Source organism: Mesorhizobium sp. M2A.F.Ca.ET.067.02.1.1 (assembly GCF_004023285.1).
Lineage (GTDB): Bacteria > Pseudomonadota > Alphaproteobacteria > Rhizobiales > Rhizobiaceae > Mesorhizobium.
Genome location: NZ_RZSB01001251.1, coordinates 1 through 897 on the forward strand (window position 1 = coordinate 1; position 897 = coordinate 897).

Consider the following 897-nt stretch of genomic DNA (forward strand, 5'->3'; position numbering starts at 1 on the left):
GCCGAGCGCCTTTTCCATCTCCTTGGCGACCACAGTGATGGTGGCCAGCGGCGTGCCGAGCTCATGCGCGGCGGCGGCGGCCAGCCCGTCCAGCGCCGAAAGATGCTGCTCGCGCTGCAGCACCAGCTCGGTGGCGGCCAAAGCGTTGGCGAGCAGGCGCGCTTCCGCCGCGACGCGGAAGGCATAGATCGCGGTGAAGGCGATCGAGGCGAAGACCGCCATCCACATGCCGGCGACATAGATGAAGGGCATCGGCAACGGCGCGTCTTGGTACCAGGGCAGCGGCAGGTGGAAGAACACCAGCAGCGTCGCGGCCACCATGACCAGCGCGCCGAGGATCGCGGTGAACCGCAGCGGCAGCGACGCGGCCGAAATGACAACAGGCACGGAAAGCAGCACCGAGAACGGGTTGGTCAAGCCTCCGGTCATGTAAAGCAAACCGCTGAGCTGCAGGCCGTCGAAGGTCAAGATGGCGAAGGCCGAGAGCGGGGTGAGCCGATGCGCGGCCGGATAGCGGAAGGTGAGCCACAGATTCATCCACGCCGACAAGGCGATGAGCGCGAAGCACATCGAGACCGGCAGCGGGAATTTCAGCCCATAGGCGACGACCAGCACGGTCAGGCTCTGGCCGACGATGGCCAGCCAGCGCAGGCGGACCAGCGTGTTGAGCCGCAACCGCTGGCTTGGCTGGGAATCAGGCGCGCGCAGGATGTTTATCATCGACTTACGATTATAACCGCGGGAGAGTAAGCGCTAGTAGTGCTGTAAAAGGCGCCTTGCGCGATTCGCATTAGCCGAGGCCCTTCGCGATTTCGTCATCCACGGGCGGAGCGACGCGAAGCGGAGCGCAGACCCGAGGATGACGACGTGATGGGCTTTTGCGCCAATCGCCAATGC

General features: G+C 64.8%; 1 pseudogene. It reads right to left on the bottom strand.

Features of this window, described 5'->3' with window-relative positions:
* Positions 1 to 720, bottom strand: a pseudogene (locus EOA28_RS37120) (sensor histidine kinase); the annotation flags it as partial.
* Positions 721 to 897: the final 177 nt, after the last annotated feature.